Genomic DNA, 26,100 nt, shown 5'->3' with positions numbered 1-26,100 from the left:
GCGCTCCTACCGAACAAGGGTCGTGGCATTCTAGCAGAGCAGGACTATAATGCGCGCATTGCATTGCACCCCGGCGCAACACCCGGCAATTGTGGAGGATTTATGCCGAAATTCGATTTCGCCCTGACGACGCGGGACGGGCAAAAAGTCGAGAGTGTCCAGATCTACGGCAAGGACTTGCCGGATGCGGAACGCAAGCTGCGCCAGATGTACCTCAATTGCCAGGTGACGCAATGCAAGGTTGTCAGCCACGAAAAAGAATTATCGCAATCGGCGGACATAGAAGACGTGCTGACGCTGATCGTCAAAAACAGCTGAATCTCAACTGCCCCGGATAAACCCGTCCGCCATCAATTCGTCAAGCAATGCATCGTAATCGTGCGCCCCGCGGCTGTTGGGTGCGTGCTCGAAGATCGTCTTGTTCAGCGACGGGCTTTCCGCCAGGCTGACGTTTTCAGAAATAAGCGTCCTGCACACATCCGCGCCGAATTCCGCTTCCGCCATCAGCAGGACATTCCTCGCCATGCGCCGCCGCGAGTCGAAACGGGTGAGCAGGTAGCGGCGGTTTACCCGGCGCTTGAGCACCCGTTCGAGCGCCTTGAGGGTCTTCTGTATCTGGATGGCGCCCTTGAGGGACAGGTAATCCGCCGACATGGGGACGATGACGCCATCGCTGGCGAAGATCGCATTCAACGAGAGAACACCAACCAGCGGGCAACAGTCGATTATCCAGTACTTATCCCCGACTGCCGTTTTTTCCGCCTGCAGGCTTATGTTCAGCTTGTTGATTGCGTTGTAGCCCTTGCCGTACAGCGCATCCACCTTGGACAGCTCGATATGCGACGGGATGATGCCGATTCCGCTGGCCGACTCCTGGATCATTTCGCGCAACGGGCGGTTGCGCTGGAACAGGCTGTAAATGCTGTCGTCGCCGGACTGGGCAGTAATGCCGGCAATGGCGCCGAGTTGCGCCTGCGGGTCAAGGTCGATACCCACCGGCTTGTGCCCGCGCCGCGCCAGTGCGGCGGCCAGATTAATCGCCGTGGTCGTTTTACCTACCCCGCCCTTCTGGTTGAATACAGCGACTATCGTCATGTTCCGGTGAGAACCAGGATCAGTCCTGAAGTATGCAGTCCGCGCAATTCTAGCAGACCAAAGCCCTGCACCGGTCGCTGCAAGCATCAGCCCCTGGCAAGGCCGTGAGAAAATGGCGGCTGGGTTATACAAGCTTTGCCGGAGCCGTCCAAACCGCCTATAATCGCCCAAAATTGCAATTAAACCGGATCTTATGAATGCCCTCCGCCTCCTCATAGCACTCGCCGCCATCGCACTGACCGGCTGCGCCTCCACCCACACGAAAAACCCGTCCGATCCGCTGGAATCATTCAACCGCGGCATATACCAGTTCAACGATACCGTGGACAAGGCCATCGCCAAGCCGGTCGCACAAGGCTACAGCGCCGTGATGCCGGTTCCCGGCAAGGTCATGGTAAGCAACTTCTTCTCCAATCTGGACGATGTCATCGTCACCGCCAACGACCTGCTGCAATTCAAGTTTGCCCAGGCGGCCTCCGACGGCGCGCGCTTCCTGTTCAACACCACCTTCGGCGTGTTCGGCCTGTTCGATGTCGCATCCCGGCTGGAAAAACATAACGAAGATTTCGGCCAGACACTGGGCTACTGGGGCATAGGCAACGGCCCCTATCTCGTGCTGCCCTTCCTGGGATCGAGCACCGTACGCGACGGTGTAGGGCTGTATGCAGACAGCTTTCCGAGCAGAATCCGCCATGTGAACCACATGCGCACCCGCAACCAGTTGTATCTGACCAAAGCCATCAACCTCCGCGCGCAATTGTTGGACCAGGAAAAGGTGCTGGACGAGGCGGCACTCGACCGCTATGAATTCATCCGCGACGCCTACCTGCTGCGCCGCGAGAGCCTCGTCTACGACGGCAATCCGCCGCGCGAAAAATACGAGGAAGAGGAAAATGGCTTCGAGTACAAGCAAACACCGATTCCCAGCGTGCCCTCGTCGCAGCAGAACAACGCACCCGCAATCCGGCCGACCGGCACGGTGCAGCAGCTGTCTGCCGCACCGGAAATAAACGCCGAACGCCCCGGCGTCAACAAGGTATGGATCGCACAGCGCACCGGGATACGCTGACCAAGCACCGCTACATGCCACTTTGACACCGCAAAGCAGTTAAAAAAAGCGGTGCAAACAGGAGAGAGAGTGAAACAATGCAGGCAATCTTTGCCCCTGCCATCACCCTGCTGAACCGCTGGGGTTACACTAAAAAGTTCACGCTGCTGTGGCTGCTGTCCATGATCGCGATTGCGGTGGTGGTGTACAGCCTGTTCGTCAGCCTCGAGCGCATCATCCATCCCTCGCAGCGGCAGCTGGAGGGCATCGTACTGCTAAAACCCATCGCCCAGACTGTGCAGGCCATCCAGTTGCATCGCGGGATCTCGGCCGCTCTGCTCGGCGGCAACGAGACCATGCGCGAGCGGCGCGCTGCCCAGGAAAAGGCCGCCGTCGCCGCATTCAAGGCCATGGAAGCCAGGCTGCCCGCCAGCATGGTTTCGGGCGAGGACTTCCTGCTTATCAAGGCGGACTGGGAACTGTTGCGCAATAACGGGCTGAACCTCACGGTCGCCGAAAATTTTGCCGCGCATTCCCATTTGATCGAGCAACTCCAGTTGTTCAAGGTGTTCGTTTCCGACGAATATTTGCTGACGCTGGATCCTGAGCTTGCCTCGTTCTACCTGATCGACACGGCCATCAACAAGCTGCCGCATACGCTCGAACATCTCGGGCAAATTCGTGCCTACGGCACCGGCATCCTGACCGGCAGGCGGGTCAGCGAACTCCAGAAGGCCGACCTCAGGGTCATGATCGCCGAGCTCAACAACACGCTCAGGCTCCTCGAAATCAACCTCGACAAGGCCGGCCGCTACAACCCATCGGTGCATGCATCGCTGATAGCGGCTTACGGCGACATTGCCGGTTCGTCCCGGCAAATCACCGGACTCGTGGCATCGGACATTCTCACCGGCCGCCTTGCCACGCCACCCGGCGAGTTCCTGGATACCGCCACCTCGGCAATCGACCGGAGTTATACGCAAATGTACGCCTCCCTGCTGCCCACGGCCGAAGCCCTCATCGAGGCGCGCATTACTCAAGCAAAGAAAACGCTGTACACGAGCACCGCCATCGCCACCCTGGCATTCCTGCTGGTGGTCTACCTGTCGGTCAGCATCTATTACGCGATCGTCGGTAGCATCCACTCGCTGGCCCGCTCCGCACGCGCCTTCGCCGGCGGCAACCTGGGCATGCGCATCAAGCTCGACACGCGCGACGAACTCAGCTGGGTGGGCGACAGTTTCAACCAGATGGCCGACGGTTTCAATGCCATGCTCGAGGCGCGCCGCGAGGACGAAGCGCGACTGCGCACCATCATCGAGACCGCGCTGGACGCCGTGGTGCAGATGGATGCCAAAGGAATCATCACCGGCTGGAACCACCAGGCGGAAAAAATCTTCGGCTGGACGCGCGAGGAAGCGCTCGGGCGAACGCTGAGCGAAGCAATCATCCCGCCCCAGTACCGTGAAGCGCACACCCGCGGCCTGGAGCGTTTCCTGGCCTCCGGCAAGGGAGCCATATTGAACTCGCGGGTCGAACTGCTGGGGCTGCACCGCGATGGCCGCGAATTTCCCGTCGAATTGTCCATCACCGCGATCCTCACGGCGGACGGGTACGAATTCAATGGCTTCATCCGCGACATCACCAGGCAGAAGGAATCCGAGGAACTGATCTGGAACCAGGCCAATTTCGACACCCTGACCGGCCTGCCGAACCGCCACATGTTCCACGACCGCCTCGCACAGGACATCAAGAAGGCGCATCGTGCCGGCCTGAAAACGGCGCTGCTGTTCATCGATCTCGACAAGTTCAAGGAAGTCAACGACACGCTGGGGCACAGCATGGGCGACACCCTGCTCAAGGAAGCAGCGCACCGCATCAGCGGTTGCGTGCGCGAGACCGACACCGTGGCGCGCCTGGGCGGCGACGAATTCACCGTCATCTTGGCGGAGCTCGAAGATACCGGCAGCGTCGAGCGGATCGCCGAAAACATCTTGCAAAACCTGGCCAAGCCGTTCCGGCTGGAAGACGAGATGGCCTACGTATCGGCCAGCATCGGCATCACGCTGCACCCCAACGATGCCTTCGAGGCGGAAGACCTGCTCAAGAATGCCGACCAGGCGATGTACGCCGCCAAGAACGGAGGGCGCAACCGCTTCAGTTATTTCACACCATCCATGCAGCAGGCGGCGCAAGCCCGGCTGCGCCTGACCAACGAATTGCGCGGTGCGCTGGCCGCCGGCCAGTTCACGGTTTATTACCAACCCATCGTGGACCTGGCCACCGGCCGCATCAACAAGGCGGAGGCGCTGGTCCGCTGGCAGCACCCGGAACTCGGCCTGGTCAGTCCGGCGCAGTTTATCCCGCTGGCCGAGGAAACCGGATTGATCGTCGAGATCGGCGACTGGATATTCAGGGAGTCGGCACGCCAGCTGAAGCTGTGGAGAATGTTGTGCAACGACAACTTGCAGATAAGCGTGAACGTGTCACCCGTGCAGTTCGGCAGCACCCTCGGCAGATCGCACCGGGCATGGTTTGCCTATTTGCAGGAACTGGGGCTGCCGGGACAGAGCGTGGTCATCGAAATCACCGAAGGCCTGCTGCTGGATGCGGATACCAATATCACCGGCAAACTGCTCGAATTCCGAGACGCCGGCATCCAGGCGGCGATCGACGACTTCGGCACAGGCTATTCGTCACTGTCCTATCTGAAAAAATTCGACATCGACTACCTTAAGATCGACCAGTCATTCGTGCGCGACCTGGTGTCCGACCCGAACGACATGGCGCTATCTGAAGCCATCATCGTAATGGCGCATAAACTCGACCTCAAGGTAATCGCCGAAGGAGTGGAAACGGAGGCGCAGCGCAAGCTGCTGACCGAGGCAGGCTGCGACCACGCGCAGGGCTACCTCTTCTCGAAGCCGGTGCCGGCCGGAAAATTCGAGGAACTGCTGAAAAGCCAGCAACCGGAAAGCCATTCCTACCAGATATGATCCGGCAGCAACTGGAGACATCCAGCCGGATCCAATGAAAAAGGCCTGCGCGATGCAGGCCTTTTCGCCTCAGCCTTTTACGGCTCAGTTCCCAGAACGCAGCGCCTCGATGCGCTCGTCCAGCGGCGGGTGGGTCATGAACAGTCTGGCGAAGCCCTTGCCGCCGGAAATACCGAAGGCGGCCATTTTTTCCGGCAAGGCAGACTGCTCGTGGTTGATCTTCAGGCGCTCCAGCGCGGCGATCATCTTGTTGCGCCCCGCCAGGTTCGCTCCGCCCGCATCGGCACGGAATTCGCGCTGGCGCGAGAACCACATCACGATCACGCTGGCCAGGATGCCCAGCACCAGTTGCGCGGCGATTTCTGCGGCAAACGCACCCATGCCGGGGCCGTTGCGCCCATCGTTCTTGAGCAGCACGCGGTCGACGAAGTAGCCGAACAGCTTGGCGAAGAAGATCACGAAGGTGTTCACCACGCCCTGAATCAGCGCCAGCGTCACCATATCGCCGTTGGCGACGTGGCTGACTTCATGCGCCAGCACCGCTTCGGCCTCGTCGCGGCTCATGTTGTGCAGCAGGCCGGTGCTCACCGCCACCAGCGCGTCGTTGCGGTTCCAGCCGGTGGCGAACGCATTCACGTCCGGCGCGTCGTAAATCGCCACTTCCGGCATGCCGATTCCGGCGGCATCAGCCTGGCGGCGCACCGTTTCCACCAGCCAGCGCTCGGTCGGGTCGATCGGGTTCTCGATGACCTGCGCGCCGACCATGCGCTTGGCCGACCATTTGGACATCGCCAGCGAAATCAGCGAACCGGCGAAACCGATCACCGCCGACATCACCAGCAGTGCGGAGAAGTTGATGCCACCCGATTCATCCAGCCAGCGATCCACGCCGAGCAGGCGCAGGGTGATATTGATCACGAACAGCACCGCCACGTTGGTCAAAATGAACAGGAAAATTCGTTTCATACACTTGTCTCCATCAAACTAAAAAAGTGGGCGCAGTTTACCACTCCCCTTTGCCCGGTTGGTTATATGAGGGTTGCCGCCGGAATTTCAAGGCAAAACCGGCCAGCAACCCATCCAGCAGCATTAGAGCATCCGTAGGGAAATAAGTTGCCTTCACAAATTTGACATTAGTTCTAGTTAGAACATATAATATCCTAACTAGAACTTGATGAGCAGCCATGCCACAAAAACCCTTCATTCCAGTCTTACGCGAACTTGCCCGAGCCTATCAGGCATTCGAGACCTGCTCGGCGACTCACATCCGCACCCTTGACCTCACTCCGTCGCAATTCGACATCGTCGCCACGCTCGGCAATACAGATGGCATGAATTTCAAGGAGCTGGGAGAAAAAACCCTGATCACCAAGGGCACGCTCACCGGTGTGGTGGATCGCCTGGAGGCCAAGGGGTTGGTGCGTCGAGTTGCCTCGGCCAGCGACGGCCGCAGCCAGATCGTGCAACTGACGCACAAGGGAGAGGCACTTTTTGCCAAGGTGTTCCCAGCCCACCTGAAGTACATCGGACAGTCTTTCGCCTCCTTCTCGCAGGCTGATCTGGACACCATGAAAACTGAATTGACACGGCTGCGCACTGCGCTCTCTGCACCGAATAACCTCTCCACCCCCATGAAAGGAAAATCATGACCAAGCCCGTAAGCACGCAAAATAGTCCCTATGCAGTAGAACTCGAACCCGGTGACCACTACTGGTGCGCATGCGGCCTGTCGAAAAGCCAGCCGTTCTGCGATGGCGCCCATGAAGGAACCGGCATCAACCCGGTAAAATTCACCGTCACTGAAAAGGAAACAAAATATCTTTGCGGTTGCCGGGCCACCTTGGGCTCTCCGTTCTGCGACGGAACACACAACGGGCTTTGAACACCGACTCCAAGTCGCCATGTCAAATCACTACACCCGCACCGCCATCACGCTGCACTGGGCCATCGCCCTGCTGATCTTCGCCAACTTTCCGTTGGGCGTGTACATGCACGACCTGCCGCTGTCGCCGGACAAGCTCCGGCTGTTCAGCTACCACAAGTGGGTCGGCGTCACCGTCTTCATGCTGACCATGCTGCGCGTGCTGTGGCGCATCACCCACCGCCCCCCGCCGTTGCCCGTTGCCATGCCGCGCTGGGAAAAGCTTGCCGCCGAAACCGTGCATTACCTGCTCTATGCGCTGATCTTCGCCGTGCCGCTGAGCGGCTGGCTGATGAGCTCCGCCAAGGGCGTCCAGACCGTGTGGTTCGGCGTGCTGCCGCTGCCCGACCTGGTGAATAAGAACAAGGAACTGGGCGACCTGCTCAAGGAGGTGCACGAAGGCCTCAACTTCGTTATGCTCGGCCTGGTGCTCGCCCATATCGGTGCCGCGCTCAAGCATTACTTCATCGAGCGCGACGGGGTGCTGGCGCGCATGATTCCGTTTCTCGGGAGGAAGTCATGAAATACTGGCCGGCTTTTCTATTGCTGCTCGCAGCCACGCTGGCGTCCGGCGCGGAATTCACCGTGCTGCGGCCGCAACAAAGCAGCGTCTCCTTCGTGTCGAAACAGATGGGTGTGCCGGTGGAAGGCGGCTTCCGGAAATTCGCTGCGCACATTGCGATGGACCCGGCCAGGCCCGAGGCCGGCACGGCGCGCATCGACATCGACCTCGCCAGCATCGACACCGGCAGCGCCGAAGCCGACGCCGAAGTCGCGGGCAAGGCCTGGTTCGACACGAAGAACCATCCCGTCGCCAGCTTCGTCTCCGGCAGCGTCAGACCGTCCGGGGCTGGGCGCTACGAGGCGCTGGGCAAGCTGACCATCAAGGGCAAGACCCTGGATATCCGGGCGCCCTTCACGCTCAAACAGAATGCCGATACGCTGGTCATCGACGGCATGTTCCCGATCAGGCGCCTCGAGTACGGCATCGGCTCGGGCATCTGGGGCGACCCCGACACGGTCGCCGACGAAGTGCAGATTCGCTTCCACTTTACCGTTGCAAAAAAATAACCAACCCGAAAGGAAAACAACATGAATAAACTTCTCGCCGCTCTCCTCGCCACCCTGTTTGCCGCACCCGCCTGGGCCGCCGACAGCTACACCATCGACTCGCGCCACACCTTCCCGGTATTCGAGGTCAACCACATGGGCTTCTCGACCCAGCGCGGCCGCTTCAACAAATCCAGCGGCAAGATCGCCCTCGACACCGCCGCGAAGAAGGGCAGCGTGGAGCTGGTGATCGAGACCGCCTCGCTCGACATGGGACTCGACAAATGGGACGAGCACATGAAGTCCGACGAATTCTTCAACGTCGCCCAATTCCCCACCATGCGCTTCGTCTCGGACAAGCTGGTGTTCGACGGCGACAAGGTGGTTGCCGCCGAAGGCAGCTTCACCCTGCTCGGCGTGACCAGGCCGCTGACCCTCACTGTGAGTAACTTCCGCTGCACCATGCACCCGATGGCCAAAAAACCGGCCTGCGGCGCGGACATCTCCGCCACACTGAAACGCTCGGAATTCGGCATGGCCAAATACGTCCCTATGGTGAGCGACGAAGTGAAAATCTCATCGCCGGTAGAAGCGTTGAAGGACTGAAGTTTCGCTATCTCCCGGGAAAGGGCAGGCCGGAAGGCTTGCCCTTTTGCGTTATGGGCTGCACTACCAGCCCGACTCCCTTTCCGGCGTCGCAGAAATCCGGTGGATGCTCAAATCGGCGCCGTTGAATTCCTCTTCCGCATCGAGGCGGATGCCGACCAGCTTCTTGATCGCGCCATACACTGCGTAGCCGCCGGTGAAAGCGATCGCCACACCGAGCAAGGTGCCGCACAACTGCGCCATGAAGCTGACCCCGCCGAGTCCGCCCAGCACCTTGGCGCCGAAAACGCCCGCCGCGATGCCGCCCCACGCACCGCACAGGCCGTGCAGCGCCCAGACGCCGAGCACGTCGTCGATCTTCCAGCGGTTCTGCGTGAGGGTGAACATCGCCACAAATAATGCACCCGCCACACCGCCTGTGAGCAATGCGCCGATGGGGTGCATCAGGTCGGAGCCGGCGCAGATCGCCACCAGGCCGGCCAGCGGGCCGTTGTGCACGAAGCCGGGATCGTTCTTGCCTGTCCACAGCGCGGCCAGCGTTCCTCCCACCATCGCCATCAGCGAGTTGACTGCGACCAGGCCGCTGATCTTGGTGATCTCCTGCGCCGACATGACGTTGAAACCGAACCAGCCCACGGTGAGTATCCACGCGCCGAGGGCGAGGAACGGGATGCTGGAGGGCGGATGTGCGGCGACGCGCCCTTCCCTGCTGTAGCGTCCACGCCGTGCACCGAGCAGCAGCACCGCCGCCAGCGCGATCCAGCCCCCGATCGCATGCACCACCACCGAGCCGGCGAAGTCGTGGAATGGTGCGCCAAATGATGCAGCCAACCATTGCTGCACGCCGAGACGGCCATTCCAGGCAATACCCTCGAAAACCGGATAGATGAAGCCGACCAGCATGAAGGTGGCGGCCAGTTGCGGATTGAAGCGCGCGCGCTCGGCGATGCCGCCGGAAACGATCGCGGGGATCGCGGCGGCAAAGGTGAGCAGGAAAAAGAATTTCACGAGGTCGTAGCCGCTCTTCTGCGCGAGCTGTTCCGCGCCGCCGAAGAAATGCACACCGTAGGCGATGCCGTAGCCGATGAAGAAGTACGCGAGAGTGGAGACGGCGAAGTCGGCCAGGATCTTGACCAGCGCATTCACCTGGTTTTTCTTGCGCACCGTGCCAAGTTCCAGGAAGGCGAAGCCGGCATGCATCGCCAGCACCATGACCGCACCGAGCAGCAGGAACAGGACGTCGTTGCCGGATTTCAGGTTTTCCATGCGTATCTCCTATGGTTTATGCCCCAGAAGACACGCAAGATGCGTTCCACAACGCCAACCAGCTGATAGCTAAAGGCAATTCCATGAAGAACGGAGGAGTAAACGCTTTAAAGGGAGAAGTTGGTGCGCTTTATCATGGGCGCGCCGGGGTTTTGCACCGGTGCGGTGCACAACTAGGGGATGGGCTAAAAAGCTGCCTTAAAAATTCGCGAGGAGGGATGGATGCAAGGCGCACGGAACGCAGCAACCGGAATGTACATAAAGTACATGAGGATTGCGACAACGAAGTTGCGGTGAAGGCTCACATGCGCAGCATGTTATGCCGAAACCAATACAGCGCAACACCGCATAACCAGCCACTTGGCTGCTGTATTTTGGCAGTCTAGTGGAATGGCTAGAGTTCCATCAGACGCCCTCCGCAGCAATTTTCAGCGCCAGCCGTTGAGGTGCTTCTCCAGCCAGAACAGCCTGACGATGGTCTTGCTGTCGTCGATTTTCCCCAATCTCACCCACTCCAGCGCCTCGGCGAGCGAGAGCTCGAACACTTCGAGGAATTCGCCGTCGTCGAGTTGGCGACCCCGGTGGGTGAGGCCGCGCGCCAGGAAATATTCGATGTGCTCGTCGGAGTAGCCGATGCACGGCCAGGTGGTCGTCAGGTGTGTCCACTCGCCGGCGGCATAGCCGGTTTCTTCGAGCAACTCGCGCTGTGCGGTGCGCAGGATATCTTCGCTGGGATCGATCTTGCCCGCGGGGATTTCGATGAATTCGCGCTGCGGCGCGTAGCGGTACTGGCGCTCCATCACCAGCTTACCGTTGTCGAGCAGCGCCAGCACGGCGACTGCGCCGGGATGGGCGATGTATTCCCGGGTATGCACCTGGCCGTCCGGCAGGCGCGCATGATCCTTGTGCACCTTGAGGAAGCTGCCGTCGTACATCAAGGCCGTATCCAGGCGGGTTTCCTTCAAATCCACGGCGATTCCTTGCTTGATAAAAACCGCTCCGGGCGGAATTATTTCTCGAACTGCCAGCCGACCGAGCCCGAGTCCTCCGAGAAAATCCGCGCCTTATAGCTGTCCATTTTCTGCAGGGTGAGCCTGATATCGGCGCCCGACTTGCCATTGAATACATCCGCGCCGTGAGCGGTTTTCATCGTTTGTCCGACGGTGTGGCCGGCAATCTTGTCGATGATGCAGGAGATGTCCTCCCTCATCGCGTCACGCTCGCGCATGACGTCGGCGAGTTCATCTTCGGCTTCCTTGACTGAAAGATCGTATGCACCGATCTCAGCATTGAGCTTCGCCAGTTGATTGGCTGCCTTGGCATGCCTTTCAGCCAGTTTGCGCCAGTTGACTGCCTGCTCCGCCGTGAGCTTGATTGCGCCGCTCCGGATCCGCTCATATAGCGCCAGGTATTTCGCGAACTCCGGCTCTGCTTTCAGCACTTCGGTTTCCGCTGTCTTGGCCTTGCTGCCCTCCTGCGCCTCGGTAATTTTTTTATTCAATGCAGCGATGTACTGGTCGGATGCCGACAGGTCGGGAATCAGCACCGTCACCAGAGTCTCCCTGCCCCGGCACTCGTTCGAGGAGGCTATCTTGATTTTCTCGGCCGCAATCATGCATCCTTCGACAACATCGGCATACACTTCGTCGGCGACGATTTCGCAGTTCACCGCATGTTCGATGCGGACCGTCCTGCCGACTATGGTGCTGTGCTCGCAGTAATGGATAGTCACTTCCCCGTCGCGAGCGCGAACCACGGCGCGAGAGACGCGCTTGCACAACGTGATGTTGCCGCCCGACGATTCCGCGCGGCCGCCGGCCAGATTACCCTCGATGCGGATGTTGCCGCCCTGCGAAATCACGTTACCGAATACATCGGAAAGGAAAGTCATGTGCTTTCCTTTCACCCCGCGGCCTTCCTGCACCTCGCCGTGCTCGATGAACTCGTCTACGCCAAGTTCCAGGTCCCCGGTCGTCTTGGCGCTGATGCCTCCCTTGGTCTCGATTTTCTCGGTGACTGAAATACTGTTCGACTGCTCGTCGTGCATGATGAAACCATCCAGCGCCGACACGATATATTCGCCATCGTCCGCCTGTTCCACGGCGGTCCCTGCCGCGGCCAGCTCATGCAAGTCCACATCTTTCGGTATTTTCGGCTCGATGACTTCGCCGGTCACCTTGTAACCCGGCTTGCCCAGCACCCTCTGGATTTTCTTGAGCAGGCGCTTGCCTTTGGCGACCTGCGGGAAGCGATTCTTGAATGACTTCAGATCGGCCTTGCCGTCCCGCAGTATCCTGGGGGAATTATCCTGACGCAGACCGGAAAACACCTCCGTGATTTCGGCATCGCGCCCCTGCGTGGGATCGAGGTGCCAGGCGATAGTCATGCGGCCGGACTTGCCGCCTGCGATGGCCTGGCGCACGACATCCGCGTCGATACCGAACTTCACTCCCTTCAGCCACATATCGGCGACAAACTCGTCGAAATCCAGCTTGGTGGGTACTAATCTGGTTTTGTTCAACTGCCCGATAACCGGACGAACGCCGTCTTCGCCCGGCTTGCCGTAAACCGGCTCCTCATAAGCCTCCTCGATACTGACCGGCTCGAAAACATATTCGGCGCGATTTCCTCCCTCGAGCAGCTTCACCGAGCGGTAGAGCTCCTGGCGTTGCGGCACGAACCGGGCGATTTTTGTGGCGATTTTCACCTCGGCGCATTTGCCCTGCATCGCAGCCAGCCAGTCTGCGTCATAAAGCAGCTTGAGGAAAGCGGCATAGTCCAGGTCAAAAAAGCGCATCCCTCCGGTAAACAGGCGATCGACAAACAGCTCAAAGCCGCCCGACGCATACAGGCGCAGCAGGTCGACGATGACTCCCTCTTGTCGTACGGAGATAAAACTAGGAAGCGCCCAATCTTCTGGAGATTCAGCGGAACTACCCGGCAAATCGGTCGAATTCATTTGGTAGTGTTAAGTCTTACGAGTCAGCATTGAATAATATCAGCTTTTCTTCATTGCCTGCATCGCAATGGCGGCAGGAGAGGTGCATTCTGTCACGTAATGCGTGCACACAAGCAAAAACTCCCGCACGCGGCGGGAGTTTGGCAAGGCTGCATGATGTGCATTAATGCAGCAGCAGCGACTGCTGTACCGAGACGGCGCACACCGACATCAGCGTGCCGGGCAACAGACCCAGCAGCAACATGCCCAAGCCGTTCACACTCATCAGCAGCGCGGTATCCGAACCGACGGTAATCGGTGCATGGCTTTCCGGCGCGTCGAAATACATCAGCTTGACGATGCGCAGGTAATAGAACGCGCCGATCAGCGAGAGCAGCACCGCAACCACGGCCAGCCAGATGTGCCCCGCCTGCACCACGGCGTTCAGCACCGAGAATTTTGCGTAGAAGCCGACGGTGGGCGGCACACCGGCCATGGAGAACATCAGCAGCAGCATCAGGAAGGCGAGCCACGGGCTGCGCTGGTTGAGGCCCTTGAAGTCGTTGAGGGTGTCGGCCTCGAAGCCTTCGCGCGACAGCAGCATGATCATGCCGAACGCGCCGAGCGACATCAGCACGTACACCACGGCATAGAACATCGACGAGCCGTAGCCTTCGATGCCGCCACTCAACAGGCCAAGCAGCAGGAAGCCCATGTGCGCGATGGTCGAGTAGGCAAACATGCGCTTGAGGTTGGTCTGCGCGATCGCGGTGATGTTGCCGATGGCCATCGAGGCGACGGCAAGGATGACCAGCATGCCCGACCAGTGCTGCACCAGCGGCTGCAGACCCTCGACCAGGATGCGCGTAACGAAGGCGAACGCGGCGAGCTTGGGCGCCGAGCCGATCAGCATGGTCATCGCGGTGGGTGCGCCGTGGTAAACGTCCGGCACCCACATGTGGAACGGCACCACGCCGAGTTTGAAGGCCAGGCCGGAGACCACGAACACCAGGCCGAACACCAGCAGGCTCTTGTCCGCAGCACCCGACTGGATCGCCTTGGACACCGCGCCCAGTTCCAGCGAGCCGGTCGCGCCGTACAGCATGGACATGCCGTACAGCAGCAGGCCGGAAGCCAGCGCCCCAAGGATAAAGTACTTCATCGCGGCCTCGGTGGCGACGGCGGAGTCGCGCTGCAGGGCAACCATCGCATACAGGCTCAGCGAGAGCACTTCCAGGCCGAGATACAGGGTGAGGAAATGGTTGGCGGAGATCATCACCATCATGCCGAGCGTGGCGAACAGCGCCAGCACCATGAATTCGCCGCTGAACAGGCCGCGCACGGCGAGGTACTGGCGCGAATACACCAGCATCATCGACACCGCGAGGTAGGTCAGGAGCTTCAGCACGTCGGCCATGAGGTCGTCCACGAACATGTTGTGGAAGGCATAGACCACGCCATGCTCATGCGCACCGACGGTGATCAGCGAGCAGCCCAGCAGGGTGAGCTGCACCAGCATATAGGTGGCCTGCCTGCCGCTTTGCTTGATCAGCAGATCCGCGATCAGGATCACGCACGCCATGACCAACAGGAAAATCTCCGCTCCGGCCGGCATCAAATTCGTCATCAAATCCATATTCACCTCAAGTCAACTGCTTACAACGGCAGCTTGGAACGCGCCACGTGCACCAGCAGGTCATTCACCGACACATGCATGATTTCGCTGAACGGCAGGGGGTACAACCCCATGCCCAGCACGGTAATCGCGAGGATCGCAAAAATAACCTTTTCGCGCAGGTTCATGTCGGTCAGTTCGGCGACATGCGAATTGGCTACGTCACCGAAGATCACGCGCTTGTACATCCACAGCGTGTAGGCCGCGCCGAAAACCAGCGTGGTCGCTGCGGCGAAGGCATACCAGAAGTTTGCCTTGACCGCGCCGAGGATCACCATGAATTCGCCGACGAAGCCGCTGGTGCCGGGCAGGCCGCTGTTGGCCATCGCAAACAGCATGAAGAAGGCGGCGAACACCGGCATGGTGTTGGCCACGCCGCCGTAATCGGCGATTTTGCGCGAATGCATGCGGTCATACAGCACACCGATGCACAGGAACAGCGCGCCGGACACGAAGCCGTGCGAGATCATCTGCAGCAGCGCGCCTTCCATGCCGTAGGCGTTGAAGATGAAGAAGCCCAGCGTGACGAAGCCCATGTGCGAGATTGAGGAGTACGCCACCAGCTTCTTCATGTCGCTCTGGGTCAGCGCCACCAGGCCGATGTACACCACCGCGATCAGCGACAGCGCGATCATGCCGCCGGCCAGCTGATGGCTCGCGTCCGGCACGATCGGCATGGAGAAGCGCAGGAAGCCGTAGGCGCCCACCTTCAGCATGATCGCCGCCAGGATCACCGAGCCGCCGGTTGGCGCTTCGACGTGTGCGTCCGGCAACCAGGTATGCACCGGGAACATCGGCACCTTCACCGCGAAGGCGAAGAAGAATGCGATGAAGATCAGGATCTGCGCCGTCATCGGGATCGCGGTCTTGTGGAAGTCGAGGATCGCGAAGCTGCCGCCCGACTGGTTGTACAGGTAGATCAGCGCGACCAGCATCAGCAGCGAGCCGAGCAGGGTGTAGAGGAAGAACTTGACTGCCGCGTACACGCGGTTCTGGCCGCCCCATATGCCGATGATGAGGAACATCGGGATCAGCATCGCTTCCCAGAACACGTAAAACAGGATCGAATCGAGCGCGGCGAACACGCCGATCATGATGCCGGACATGATGAGGAAGGACGCCATGTATTGCGCGACGCGCTTCTCGATCACCTGCCAGCCGGCCAGCACCACGAGAGGAGTGAAGAAGGCGGTCAGCAGGATGAACAGCACCGAGATGCCGTCCACGCCGAGGTGATAATGGATGTTGAAGCGCGCGATCCAGTCGTGCAGCTCGACGAACTGCATCTCGGAGGTATCGCGCACAAAGCCGGTATAGAGCGGAATCGTCACCAGGAAACCGAGCACCGAGCCGACCAGCGCGAGGATGCGCGCCAGCGGAGCATTCTTGTCGCCGCCGGTGGCCAGCACCAGGAGGCCGAAGACGATCGGCAGCCAGATTGCAACGCTAATTACGGGTAATCCGAAAATCATGCTGTTTTTCCTTATTCAAACCCGAGTCATTAAAACCAGTCCCGCACGGTCAGCAGCACGAACACGCCGATGATCATGGAAAACGCATAGTGGTAGATGTAGCCGGACTGGAGATGGCGCACCACGCCCGAGAGCATCCCGACCAGCTTCGCCGAACCGTTCACGATCCAGCCGTCGATCACCGTCACGTCACCGAACTTCCACAGGAAGCCGCTCGCGCCGCGCGCGCCGCCGGCGAAGAACCAGTCGTTGAAACGGTCGAAGTAGTACTTGTTGTCCAGCAGGGTGTAGATGAACTGGAAACGCTTCTGGATCGCCGCGGGAATGTCGGGGCGCTTGAGGTAGAAGAACGCCGCGCTCGCCACGCCGGCAATCGCCAGCCACAGCGGCAGGGTGGTCAGCGAATGCAGCGCCATCGCAAGCGCGCCGTGGAATTCCTGCTGCATCTCGTGCATCGCGTGATGGTGCCCGGAAATGAAGATCGCATCGCCGAAATAGCCGCCATACAGCATCGGCTCGATGGCAAGGTAGCCGATCAGCACGGAAGGAATGGCCAGCAGAATCAGCGGCAGCGTCACCACCCAGGGCGTCTCGTGCGGATTGCCATGATGGTGCGCATGGCCGTCGTCTTCCTTGCCGCCTTCGTGGTCATGCGTCGGCTTGGGATGATGGAAACGCTCCTTGCCGTGGAATACCAGGAAGTACATGCGGAACGAATAGAAGGCCGTGACAAACACCCCGGCCACCACCGCGAAGTAGGCGAAGCCGGAGCCGGGCAGGTTCGACAGCGCAACCGCCTCGATGATGCTGTCCTTGGAATAGAAGCCGGAGAAGAACGGCGTGCCGATCAGCGCCAGCGAGCCAATCAGCGAAGTGATCCAGGTGATCGGCATGTATTTCCTCAAGCCGCCCATGTTGCGGATGTCCTGGTCGTGGTGCATCGCGATGATTACGGAGCCGGCGGCAAGGAACAGCAGCGCCTTGAAGAACGCATGGGTCATGAGGTGGAAGATCGCCACCGAGTAGGCGGATGCGCCGAGCGCCACGGTCATGTAGCCGAGCTGAGACAGCGTGGAATAAGCCACCACACGCTTGATGTCGTTCTGGATGATGCCGAGGAAGCCCATAAACAGCGCGGTAATCGCGCCGATCACCATGACGAAGGACAGTGCGGTTTCGGACAGTTCGTAGAGCGGCGACATGCGCGCCACCATAAAGATACCGGCAGTCACCATGGTCGCGGCGTGGATCAACGCGGAGATCGGGGTTGGGCCTTCCATCGAGTCGGGCAGCCAGACATGCAGCGGGAACTGCGCCGACTTGCCCATCGCGCCGATGAACAGCAGGATGCAGATCGCGGTCATCATGTTCCACGACACACCGGGTATCGGTGCGATGTCCTTCGCGTGGCTCGCGGCATTGGCGAACACCGCGGCATAGTCGAGCGTGCCGAACACCATCACCACCAGCCCGATGCCGAGCAGGAAACCGAAGTCGCCGACACGATTAACTAAAAAAGCCTTTAAATTTGCGTAGATCGCCGTTTCCTTCTTGTACCAGAAACCGATCAGCAGGTAGGAAACCAGCCCCACCGCTTCCCAGCCGAAGAACAGCTGCATGAAGTTGTTGGCCATCACCAGCATCAGCATGGAGAAGGTGAACAGCGAGATGTAGCTGAAGAAGCGCTGGTAGCCGTCGTCGTCTTCCATGTAGCCGATGGTGTAAATGTGCACCATCAGCGACACGAAGGTCACCACCAGCATCATCGTGGCGGTGAGTTTGTCGATCAGGAATCCGACCTGGAAGCTGGTGTCGCCGGAAGTCAGCCAGGTGTAGACCGGGCCGTTGAAGTTGTTGCCCGCCAGCACATCGTTGAAGACCGCGACCGAGGCAAGAAAGGAAACCACCATCATCAGGATGGTGACGCGGTGCGACCAGGCGCGATCCAAGCACTTGCCGAACAGGCCGGCAAAGATTGCCCCGGCCAGCGGCGCCAGGGGAACCAGCAGATACAGATTTTGCATACTCATATGAGAGCCTCTAGAAATTCATTTTGCGGGATGAAGCGCAAGGAGCCGCACAGCGAACAACGAGACATATCAGATTGATAGGCGAGGATTGAGCGAGCACGCGACGCCGCGATTCGCCCGGAAAATGGATTTATAGAGGTTCTCATGGCCCATTACCCTTTCAGGCTGTCTAGATCTTCAACGTTGATGGTGTTCAGGCTGCGGAACAGCACCACCAGGATCGCCAGGCCGATGGCGGCCTCGGCCGCGGCCACGGTCAAGATGAAGAATACGAAGACCTGCCCGGCGGTATCGTTCAGGTAATGCGAAAACGCCACAAAGTTGGTGTTCACCGCCAGCAGCATCATTTCGATCGCCATCAGCAGCACGATCAGGTTCTTGCGGTTGAGGAAGATGCCGACCACGCCGATCGCAAACAGCACGGCACTGAGCACCAGATAATGGGAAAGGGTCAACATGTTGTTCTTCTCGCTCCCTGGAATTAGTTTGCCGCCGAATCTTTACGCTCGGCCGGCATGGACACGACGCGCAGACGATCCGCCTTCTTCACCGCCAGCTGCTCGGCGATCACCTGAGACTTGGCATCCTTGCGGCGGCGCAGGGTCAGCGCAATCGCCGCCACCATCGCCACCAGCAGCAATACCGCGGCGATCTCGAACGGATACACATAGTCGGTATAGATCAGCCGACCGAGCTCCTTGGTGTTGCTGTAATCGGCCGCATGCTTGACGGCTGTCTTGCCGGCCGAGGCCTCGGTGGAGCCCAGCACCCAAATCATCTCGAACGCCATGAGGCCGGCCAACACCGCGCCGAACGGCAGCCAGCGCCAGAGGTCCTGGCGCAGTTGAACCAGGTTGATGTCCAGCATCATCACCACGAACAGGAACAGCACCATGACCGCGCCGACGTACACCAGCACCAGGGTGATGGCGAGGAACTCGGCCTCCAGCAGCAGCCAGATGCCCGCGGAAGCAATGAACGCCAGCACCAGGAACAGCACGGCATGCACCGGGTTGCGCGCGGTGATCACGCGCAATCCCGCGAACACGGTCAGCGCCGCAAACAGGTAAAACACGATGGTCTCGAAATTCATCTGACTGTCCTCTTATCGGTACTTCGCATCCGCCGCGCGATCCTTGGCGATCTGCTCTTCGTATTTGTCACCGTTCGCCAGCAGCATGGCCTTGGTGTAATACAGGTCGCCTGGCTTCTCGCCGTGGTACTCGAACACGCGGGTTTCGACGATCGCATCCACCGGGCAGGATTCCTCGCAGAAGCCGCAAAAAATGCACTTGTACAGGTCGATGTCGTACTGCGTGGTGCGGCGCGTGCCGTCCTCGCTCTCCGCCACCTCGATCTTGATCGCCATGGCCGGGCACACCGCCTCGCACAGCTTGCAGCCGATGCAGCGCTCCTCGCCGTTGGCATAACGGCGCTGCGCATGCAGGCCGCGGAAACGGAAGCCCTGCGGAGTCTTCTCTTCCGGATACTGCACGGTGATCTTGCGCGCGAAGAAGTAGCGCCCCGTCAGCGCCAAGCCCTTGACCAGTTCGTACAGCAGGAAGGTCTTGAAGAAGTTTGCTATTTTTTCCATTTTTATCCCCTCCGCTTACCAGACCCACAGCGGGGTTTGCATCCATGCGGCAACCACCACCACCCAGACGATAGTCAGCGGGATGAATATTTTCCAGCCCAGCCGCATCAACTGGTCATAGCGGTAGCGCGGGAAGGTCGCGCGGAACCACAGGAACAGGAACAGGAAGAAGGAAACCTTGGCCAGCAGCCAGAAGAAACTGTCCGGCAGGAACGGCACCGGCGACAGCCAGCCGCCCAGGAACATGATAGAGGTCAGGAAGGCGATCAGGATCATGTTGGCGTATTCGGCCAGGAAGAACATCGCGAACGCCATGCCGGAATATTCCACATGGAAGCCCGCGACGATTTCCGACTCGCCTTCCGCCATGTCGAACGGTGCGCGGTTGGTCTCGGCCACGCCGGAGATGAAGTACACCAGGAACATCGGGAACAGCGGGATCCAGTACCAGTTCAGCAGGCCGAGGCTGCCCTGCTGACCCTTGACGATGTCGCCGAGGTTCATGCTCTGCGAGGCCAGCAACACGCACACCAGCGCGAAGCCCATCGCGATCTCGTACGACACGATCTGCGCGGCGGAACGTACCGCGCCGAGGAAGGCATACTTGGAGTTGGACGCCCAGCCGGCGATGATGATGCCGTACACCGCCAGCGAAGTCATCGCCAGGATATAGAGCAGCCCCGCATTGAGGTTGGACACCACCATCCCGTCGCCGAACGGCATCACCGCCCAGGCCGCGAGCGACGGCGCGAGGCCGAGAATGGGCGCCGCGATGAACAGGAATTTGTTCGACTTGGTCGGAATGACGATTTCCTTGAACAGCAGCTTCACACCGTCGGCGAGCGGCTGGATCAGGCCGTAGGGGCCGACGCGGTTCGGGCCGATGCGGATCTGCATGTAGCCGATGACCTTGCGTTCTGCCAGCGTCAGGTAGGCGACCGTCAGCATGATCGGCACCGTGATGACCATGATTTTCACTATGGTCCAGACCGGCAGCCATGCCGACCCGAGCAGTTCCTGCCCGAGCTGTTGCAAAGTTTGCAGCAATTCCATCATGCGCGCTCCACAGTAATCGTTCCAAACATCGCGCCCAGTTCCGCCGTCGCCGGATGACCCGCCGCCACACGCGCGCAGCCGGCGGGCAGGGAATCATCCGCCCGCACCGCCAGACGCACCATTGTCCTGCTCTGGCTAACCTTCACGGCATCGCCGGATTTCACGCCCAGTTTCTGCAACTCGCTGCTATGCATCGATACGCAAGGGGTTGCGGCATCGCGGGTCTTCTGCAGCGAGCTCGCACGGCGCACCAGCGCATCGGCCGCGTAGATCGGCACATCGGCGATGCGCTGCAAGCCTCCGGCAGCAGGCGCTGCCGGTTGGATCGCGATCCCTTCGAGGTGATTATTCAGCCGCTCCGCCACCGCCGGGCCGGACAACGCCTCGTCGCGCACTGCTTCGCTGGTGTCGTAATCGAAGCCCTGCACTTCGAGCAGGTTGCCCAGTACGCGCAGCACCTTCCATGCCGGACGGGCATCGCCGAGCGGCTTGACCGTACCCTTGAAGCTCTGGACGCGCCCCTCGGTGCTGACAAAGGTGCCGGAAGTTTCGGTGAACGGCGCGATCGGCAGCAAAACGTTGGCGTAATCGGTTGCATGGTGTTTGTATGCGGACAAGGCCACCACCAGGTCGGCGGCGTACATCGCTGCCATCGCCTGTTGCGAGTCATGCATGTCCAGTTCCGGCTCGACGTTCAGCAGGAGGTAGGCCTTGCACGGCGATGCCACCATCTGCGCGGCATTTGCGCCATTGCCGGACGGCACCGCACTGGCGAGATAGCCGCCGACGCTGTTGGCCGCCTCGCCGAGGAAGCCGAATTTTGCGCCGCACAGTGCGGCGATCTTCTCCGCGAACACGGCAAGCTGCGCCGCCTGTGGATGCTGCTGCGCGAAATTTCCGAGCAGCACCGCGGCGCGTTCACCGCTTGCGAGGCTCTTCGCAATAGCCGCGGCCTCGCTGCCGACCGTGACGTTCTCGACGCCCTGCGTGCTGCCCTGCTTCTCGGCCGCCAGCGCCTTGAGGATTTGCGCCAGCATGTTGGCCATGTCACTTGGCGCGACGATGGCCTTGTTCGCGACCGGCATCAGCAGGTCGTCGTCGCTCGAATGCACGATGCTGGCCTGAGCGCCCTTCTTGACCGCCTGGCGCACGCGCTGCGCGAGCAGCGGATGATCCTTGCGCAGGAAGCTGCCGACGATCAGGAAACGGTCGCGGGTATTGATGTCGGCGACCGGCATGCCCAGCCAGGGTGCGCCGGCCTGCTTGCCGTCCGCGCCGAAGTCGGACTGGCGCAGGCGGAAATCGATGTTGTTGCTGCCTAGGCCGCGCATGAGTTTCTGCAGCAGGTAGAGTTCTTCCAGCGTGCTGTGCGGCGTCGCCAGCGCGCCGATCTGCTCGGCCCCGGCGCCGCAGCCGATCTGGTGCAGCGCCTTCGCCACGTATTCCAGCGCAACCTGCCATTCGACTTCCTGCCACTTGCCGTCCTGCTTGAGCATCGGCTTGGTCAGGCGTTCCGGCGCATTCAGCCCTTCGTAACTGAAACGGTCCTTGTCGGAAATCCAGCATTCGTTGACGGCTTCGTTTTCGATCGGCAGGACGCGCATCACCTTGTGGTTCTTCACCTGAACCGCGAGTTTGGAGCCCAGTCCGTCATGCGGGCTGACCGACTTGCGCCGCGACAGCTCCCAGCTGCGCGCGGTGTAGCGGAACGGCTTGCTGGTCAGCGCGCCGACCGGGCACAGATCGATCATGTTGCCGGACAGTTCGGAATCCACCGTGCTGTCCACGAAGCTCATGATCTCGGAATGCTCGCCGCGGAACGCCATGCCCAGTTCCATCATGCCGCCGATTTCCTGCCCAAAGCGCACGCAGCGCGTGCACTGGATGCAGCGGCTCATTTCCTTCGTGGAAATCAGCGCGCCGACATCCTTGTGCATCACGACGCGTTTTTCCTCGCTGTAGCGCGACGCCGTCGCGCCGTAGCCCATCGCCACGTCCTGCAGCTGGCATTCGCCGCCCTGATCGCAAACCGGGCAATCCAGCGGATGGTTGATGAGCAGGAACTCCATCACGCCCTTCTGCGCCTTGACCGCCACCTCGGAATGGGTCTTGACCTTCATGCCGTCGGTGGCCGGCGTCGCGCACGCGGGCAGCGGCTTGGGCGCCTTTTCCACCTCGACCAGGCACATGCGGCAGTTGGCCGCGATGGACAGTTTCTTGTGATAGCAGAAGTGCGGGATATGAACGCCCGCCTTGCGCGCCGCGTCCATCACGGTGGAGCCGCGCTCGGTTTCAACCAGCTTGCCGTCAATTTCGATGTTGATCATTGCTCACCTGACCCGTCAGCCTTACACCAAGCAGCGCTTGTGTTCGATGTGATATTCAAATTCGCTGCGGAAATGCCTGAGCATCCCCTGCACCGGCCAAACCGCCGCTTCGCCCAAGGCACAGATGGTGCGTCCGGCGATGTTCTCCCCCACGCTCAGCAGCAGATCCAGGTCTTCCTTGCGCCCCTCGCCGTGCTCGATGCGATGCACGACGCGATACAGCCAGCCGGTGCCTTCGCGGCACGGCGTGCACTGCCCGCAGGATTCCTCGTAGTAGAAATAGGACAAACGCTCCAGCGCGCGCACCATGCAGGTCGTCTCGTCCATGACGATCACCGCGCCGCTGCCCAGTCCGGAACCCGCCTTGGAGATGGAATCGTAGTCCATGGTCAGCCCCATCATGATCTCGGCGGGCAGCACCGGCATCGAAGAGCCGCCGGGGATCACCGCCTTGAGGGTGTGGCCGTCGCGCACTCCGCCCGCCATCTTCAGCAGCTCGGGAAACGGCGTGCCCATCGGCACCTCGAAGTTGCCGGGATTATTCACGTGGCCGGATACCGAGAACAGCTTGGTGCCGCCGTTGTTAGGCTTGCCCAGTTCCAGGAATTTCTGCCCGCCGTTGTTGATGATGTACGGGATGCTGGAAAAGGTTTCGGTGTTGTTGATGGTGGTCGGCTTGCCGTACAGGCCGAAGGTTGCGGGGAAAGGCGGCTTGTAGCGCGGCTGGCCCTTCTTGCCCTCGATGGATTCCAGCAGCGCGGTTTCTTCGCCGCAGACATAGGCGCCGTAGCCCAGGTGGTTATGCAGGTCGAAACAGAAATCCGTGCCCAGGATGTTGTCGCCGAGGTAACCGGCGGCGCGCGCCAGTTCACAGGCTTCTTCCATGCGTTCGTAGGCCTCGAAGATTTCGCCGTGCACGTAGTTGTAGCCGGTCTTCACCCCCATCGTGTAGGCGGCGATCGCCATGCCCTCGATGAGCAGGTGCGGGTTGTAGCGCAGGATGTCCCAGTCCTTGCAGGTGCCGGGCTCGCCCTCGTCGGTGTTGCAGACGATGTACTTGTCACCCTTGTAGTCCTTGGGCATGAAGCTCCACTTCAGCCCAGTCGGGAAGCCCGCGCCGCCGCGCCCGCGTAGCGCCGACAGCTTGACTTCGGCGATGATCGCTTCGGGCGCCATCTTCTCGGTCAGCACCTTGCGCAACGCCTGGTAGCCGCCGACCTTGAGATAGTTTTCCAGCGTCCAGGGCTGATCGAAATCCATCGTGGTGAGAATGACCGGGCCTCTCATGATTTATCCAGCTCCGCCAAAAGTTGATCGATCTTCTCTTTGCCCAGACGGCCGCAAAGCCTCTTGTTGTTCACGGTAAGCAGCGGCGCATCCTTGCACGCCCCCATGCACTCGCCTTCGCGCAGGCCGAACTTTCCGTCAGCCGTCACCTCGCCCAGGCCAATGCCCAGCTTGGATTTCAGGTAAGCCACGGTTTCTTCTGCCCCGCACAGCGTGCATGACAGGTTGGTACACACGGTGAGGGTGTGCTTGCCCATCGGCTTGAGGTTGTACATGTGGTAGAAGGTCGCGACCTCGTACACCGCCATTTTCGGCATGCCCAGGTAGGCCGCGACATCTGCCATGTCCTCGTTGGCGATCCAGCCCTTTTCGTCCTGCACGAAACGCAGCGCGGCCATCACTGCGGACTGTTTCTGGTCCGCGGGATACTTTTTCAACTCGCGGTTGATTCTGGTTTGTATTTGTTCGGATAACATCAGCGATCCACCTCTCCGAAAACAATGTCCTGCGTGCCGATGATGGTCACCACGTCGGCAATCATGTGCCCGCGGCACATCTCGTCCAGCGCTGCCATGTGGGCGAAGCCGGGCGCACGTATCTTCATGCGGTAGGGCTTGTTCGCACCGTCCGAAATCAGGTAGATGCCGAACTCGCCCTTGGGGTGCTCCACCGCCGCATAGGCCTCGCCGACCGGCATGTGCATGCCTTCGGAAAACAGCTTGAAGTGGTGGATCAACTCCTCCATGTTCTGCTTCATCGCCTCGCGCTTGGGCGGCGCAAACTTGAAATTGTCGGTAATCACCGGGCCGGGATTGGCGCGCAGCCAGGCAATGCATTGCTTGATGATGCGGTTCGCCTGGCGCAGCTCCTCGACGCGCACCAGATAACGGTCATAGGAATCGCCGTTGGTACCGACCGGGATATCGAAATCCAGCCGGTCATAGACTTCATAGGGCTGCTTCTTGCGCAGATCCCATTCAATACCAGAACCGCGCAGCATCGGGCCGGTAAAACCCAGCGCCAGTGCGCGCTCCGGCGAGACCACGCCGATGCCGACGGTACGCTGCTTCCAGATGCGGTTATCGGTCAGCAGCGTCTCGTATTCATCGATGTAGGTGGGGAAGCGATTGGTGAAGTCTTCCAGGAAATCGAGCAGCGAGCCCTGACGGTTTTCGTTGAGCTTTTTCACCGCCGCGGCGTTGTGGATTTTCGATGGCTGATATTGCGGCATGGTGTCCGGCAGATCGCGGTACACCCCGCCCGGCCGGTAATAGGCCGCGTGCATGCGCGCGCCGGATACCGCCTCGTAGGCGTCGAACAGATCTTCGCGCTCGCGGAAGCAATACAGGAACATGGTCATCGCGCCGATGTCCAGCGCGTGCGCACCCAGCCAGAGCAGGTGGTTCTCGATGCGGGTGATCTCGTCGAACATCACGCGGATGTACTGTGCGCGCAAAGGTACTTCGATACCCGCCAGCTTCTCGACCGCCATCACATAGCCATGCTCGTTGCTCATCATCGAAACGTAATCGAGCCGGTCCATATAGGGCAGGGACTGCAGGTAGGTCTTGTTCTCGGCCAGCTTTTCGGTGCCGCGATGCAACAGCCCGATATGCGGGTCGGCACGCTCGATGACCTCGCCGTCAAGCTCCAGCACCAGGCGCAACACACCGTGCGCCGAAGGGTGCTGCGGCCCGAAGTTCATGGTGTAATTCTTTATCTCAGCCATTTATGCGCCC

Annotated in this window: 24 protein-coding genes; 8 read left to right on the top strand and 16 right to left on the bottom strand. The window is 60.3% G+C overall.

Annotation, left to right across the window (positions count from 1 at the left end; all coding sequences use genetic code 11):
• The first annotated feature begins 102 nt into the window (after positions 1 to 102).
• Complete coding sequence (locus tag ACRRNM_RS00365; protein ID WP_435626265.1) at positions 103 to 318, top strand: hypothetical protein; 216 nt, start codon at positions 103 to 105, stop codon at positions 316 to 318.
• 3 nt (positions 319 to 321) lie between these two features.
• Here ACRRNM_RS00365 and ACRRNM_RS00360 read toward each other — a convergent pair whose 3' ends face one another.
• A complete protein-coding gene (locus ACRRNM_RS00360; RefSeq protein ID WP_435626264.1) occupies positions 322 to 1,095 on the bottom strand; it encodes a ParA family protein in 774 nt (257 codons plus the stop codon).
• Positions 1,096 to 1,288: 193 nt separating this feature from the next.
• On the opposite strand from ACRRNM_RS00360, the gene ACRRNM_RS00355 reads away from it, so the two are divergent.
• Together ACRRNM_RS00355 and ACRRNM_RS00350 are read left to right on the top strand one after the other, a co-directional pair.
• Positions 1,289 to 2,164: an MlaA family lipoprotein gene (locus ACRRNM_RS00355; protein WP_435626263.1), complete on the top strand. Its 876-nt coding sequence runs from the start codon at positions 1,289 to 1,291 to the stop codon at positions 2,162 to 2,164.
• A gap of 77 nt (positions 2,165 to 2,241) precedes the next feature.
• Complete coding sequence (locus tag ACRRNM_RS00350; RefSeq protein ID WP_435626262.1) at positions 2,242 to 5,139, top strand: EAL domain-containing protein; 2,898 nt, start codon at positions 2,242 to 2,244, stop codon at positions 5,137 to 5,139.
• 84 nt (positions 5,140 to 5,223) lie between these two features.
• Here the strand turns inward: ACRRNM_RS00350 and htpX are convergent, their stop codons facing one another.
• A complete protein-coding gene (gene htpX / locus ACRRNM_RS00345; protein WP_435626261.1) occupies positions 5,224 to 6,105 on the bottom strand; it encodes a protease HtpX in 882 nt (293 codons plus the stop codon).
• A gap of 218 nt (positions 6,106 to 6,323) precedes the next feature.
• On the opposite strand from htpX, the gene ACRRNM_RS00340 reads away from it, so the two are divergent.
• The 5 genes from ACRRNM_RS00340 to ACRRNM_RS00320 are packed head-to-tail and all read left to right on the top strand — an operon-like array spanning position 6,324 to position 8,716.
• Positions 6,324 to 6,788, top strand: a complete 465-nt coding sequence (locus tag ACRRNM_RS00340; protein ID WP_435626260.1) for a MarR family winged helix-turn-helix transcriptional regulator — start codon at positions 6,324 to 6,326, stop codon at positions 6,786 to 6,788.
• Positions 6,785 to 7,021 (top strand): CDGSH iron-sulfur domain-containing protein, encoded by a 237-nt coding sequence (locus ACRRNM_RS00335; RefSeq protein ID WP_435626259.1) that lies wholly within the window; start codon positions 6,785 to 6,787, stop codon positions 7,019 to 7,021. Before ACRRNM_RS00340 ends, ACRRNM_RS00335 begins: the two co-directional genes overlap by 4 nt.
• 19 nt (positions 7,022 to 7,040) lie before the next feature.
• Positions 7,041 to 7,583, top strand: a complete 543-nt coding sequence (locus ACRRNM_RS00330) for a cytochrome b (protein ID WP_435626258.1) — start codon at positions 7,041 to 7,043, stop codon at positions 7,581 to 7,583.
• Positions 7,580 to 8,131, top strand: coding sequence for a YceI family protein (locus ACRRNM_RS00325; protein WP_435626257.1), 552 nt, complete (start codon positions 7,580 to 7,582; stop codon positions 8,129 to 8,131). Before ACRRNM_RS00330 ends, ACRRNM_RS00325 begins: the two co-directional genes overlap by 4 nt.
• A 21-nt stretch (positions 8,132 to 8,152) precedes the next feature.
• Complete coding sequence (locus ACRRNM_RS00320; RefSeq protein WP_435626256.1) at positions 8,153 to 8,716, top strand: YceI family protein; 564 nt, start codon at positions 8,153 to 8,155, stop codon at positions 8,714 to 8,716.
• Positions 8,717 to 8,779: 63 nt separating this feature from the next.
• Here ACRRNM_RS00320 and ACRRNM_RS00315 read toward each other — a convergent pair whose 3' ends face one another.
• From ACRRNM_RS00315 to ACRRNM_RS00250, 14 genes are all read right to left on the bottom strand, one after another.
• Positions 8,780 to 9,982 carry an ammonium transporter gene (locus tag ACRRNM_RS00315; RefSeq protein WP_435626255.1) on the bottom strand — a complete coding sequence of 401 codons (1,203 nt, stop codon included), beginning with the start codon at positions 9,980 to 9,982 and terminating at the stop codon, positions 8,780 to 8,782.
• 428 nt (positions 9,983 to 10,410) lie between these two features.
• Positions 10,411 to 10,959 carry an NUDIX domain-containing protein gene (locus ACRRNM_RS00310; protein WP_435628616.1) on the bottom strand — a complete coding sequence of 183 codons (549 nt, stop codon included), beginning with the start codon at positions 10,957 to 10,959 and terminating at the stop codon, positions 10,411 to 10,413.
• A 32-nt stretch (positions 10,960 to 10,991) separates the two neighbouring features.
• On the bottom strand, positions 10,992 to 12,941 hold the full coding sequence (locus ACRRNM_RS00305) for a flagellar assembly protein A (RefSeq protein ID WP_435626254.1): 1,950 nt from the start codon (positions 12,939 to 12,941) through the stop codon (positions 10,992 to 10,994).
• 163 nt (positions 12,942 to 13,104) lie between these two features.
• The gene (gene nuoN / locus ACRRNM_RS00300) at positions 13,105 to 14,556 is read right to left on the bottom strand and encodes an NADH-quinone oxidoreductase subunit NuoN (RefSeq protein ID WP_435626253.1); all 1,452 of its coding nucleotides are present in this window, start codon (positions 14,554 to 14,556) and stop codon (positions 13,105 to 13,107) included.
• A gap of 20 nt (positions 14,557 to 14,576) precedes the next feature.
• Complete coding sequence (locus tag ACRRNM_RS00295; RefSeq protein ID WP_435626252.1) at positions 14,577 to 16,067, bottom strand: NADH-quinone oxidoreductase subunit M; 1,491 nt, start codon at positions 16,065 to 16,067, stop codon at positions 14,577 to 14,579.
• Positions 16,068 to 16,096: 29 nt separating this feature from the next.
• Complete coding sequence (gene nuoL / locus ACRRNM_RS00290; RefSeq protein ID WP_435626251.1) at positions 16,097 to 18,097, bottom strand: NADH-quinone oxidoreductase subunit L; 2,001 nt, start codon at positions 18,095 to 18,097, stop codon at positions 16,097 to 16,099.
• 152 nt (positions 18,098 to 18,249) lie between these two features.
• Positions 18,250 to 18,555 (bottom strand): NADH-quinone oxidoreductase subunit NuoK, encoded by a 306-nt coding sequence (nuoK, locus tag ACRRNM_RS00285; protein WP_435626250.1) that lies wholly within the window; start codon positions 18,553 to 18,555, stop codon positions 18,250 to 18,252.
• A 23-nt stretch (positions 18,556 to 18,578) separates the two neighbouring features.
• The gene (locus ACRRNM_RS00280; protein WP_435626249.1) at positions 18,579 to 19,190 is read right to left on the bottom strand and encodes an NADH-quinone oxidoreductase subunit J; all 612 of its coding nucleotides are present in this window, start codon (positions 19,188 to 19,190) and stop codon (positions 18,579 to 18,581) included.
• A gap of 12 nt (positions 19,191 to 19,202) precedes the next feature.
• The gene (gene nuoI, locus ACRRNM_RS00275; RefSeq protein WP_435626248.1) at positions 19,203 to 19,691 is read right to left on the bottom strand and encodes an NADH-quinone oxidoreductase subunit NuoI; all 489 of its coding nucleotides are present in this window, start codon (positions 19,689 to 19,691) and stop codon (positions 19,203 to 19,205) included.
• Between the two features lie 15 nt (positions 19,692 to 19,706).
• Positions 19,707 to 20,747, bottom strand: coding sequence for an NADH-quinone oxidoreductase subunit NuoH (nuoH, locus tag ACRRNM_RS00270; protein WP_435626247.1), 1,041 nt, complete (start codon positions 20,745 to 20,747; stop codon positions 19,707 to 19,709).
• On the bottom strand, positions 20,744 to 23,074 hold the full coding sequence (gene nuoG / locus ACRRNM_RS00265) for an NADH-quinone oxidoreductase subunit NuoG (protein WP_435626246.1): 2,331 nt from the start codon (positions 23,072 to 23,074) through the stop codon (positions 20,744 to 20,746). The genes nuoH and nuoG overlap by 4 nt, the downstream gene beginning before the upstream one ends.
• Positions 23,075 to 23,095: 21 nt before the next feature.
• Positions 23,096 to 24,361, bottom strand: coding sequence for an NADH-quinone oxidoreductase subunit NuoF (nuoF, locus tag ACRRNM_RS00260; RefSeq protein ID WP_435626245.1), 1,266 nt, complete (start codon positions 24,359 to 24,361; stop codon positions 23,096 to 23,098).
• The gene (gene nuoE, locus ACRRNM_RS00255) at positions 24,358 to 24,837 is read right to left on the bottom strand and encodes an NADH-quinone oxidoreductase subunit NuoE (RefSeq protein ID WP_435626244.1); all 480 of its coding nucleotides are present in this window, start codon (positions 24,835 to 24,837) and stop codon (positions 24,358 to 24,360) included. The genes nuoF and nuoE overlap by 4 nt, the downstream gene beginning before the upstream one ends.
• Entirely contained in the window at positions 24,837 to 26,090 is a 1,254-nt protein-coding gene (locus tag ACRRNM_RS00250) for an NADH-quinone oxidoreductase subunit D (protein WP_435626243.1), read from the bottom strand. Before ACRRNM_RS00250 ends, nuoE begins: the two co-directional genes overlap by 1 nt.
• Positions 26,091 to 26,100: the final 10 nt, after the last annotated feature.

The sequence above is a fragment of the Ferrigenium straubiae genome, from assembly GCF_051257895.1.
Classification (GTDB): Bacteria; Pseudomonadota; Gammaproteobacteria; order Burkholderiales; family Gallionellaceae; genus Gallionella; species Gallionella straubiae.
The sequence above is the reverse complement of the archived record's forward strand: the minus strand, read 5'-3'. Positions and strand labels throughout refer to the sequence as shown.